The organism is Salifodinibacter halophilus, from assembly GCA_012999515.1.
Taxonomy (GTDB): Bacteria; Pseudomonadota; Gammaproteobacteria; order Nevskiales; family Salinisphaeraceae; genus Salifodinibacter; species Salifodinibacter halophilus.
On sequence record JABEEB010000603.1, the window covers coordinates 1 to 243 of the forward strand.

A 243-nucleotide genomic window follows, 5' to 3' on the forward strand; every position below is an offset into this window, starting at 1 on the left:
GTTCGCACGGTCCAACAGGCCGACCGAGTCCAGCGTGTCGCGGGCGACGTCGTGGACGTCGGTGAGGCTGTCGCGGTGTTTCAGGAACTCGAAGCCGAACGCACCGCGTTCGGACGCCAGCGCCGCGATTTCCGCGTTCTCCCGGACGGTCAGGTCGGGGAAGATAGAGGCGGTCTGGAACGACTTCGAGACGCCTCGCTGGACCACCTCATGCGGTTCGAGGCCGACGATGGACTCGCCTTT

General features: G+C 65.8%; 1 protein-coding gene. It reads right to left on the reverse strand.

What is annotated here, in order from left to right:
- The coding region (locus HKX41_12990) for an ABC transporter ATP-binding protein (protein ID NNC25049.1) at window positions 1-243 on the reverse strand (243 nt) is incomplete at both ends.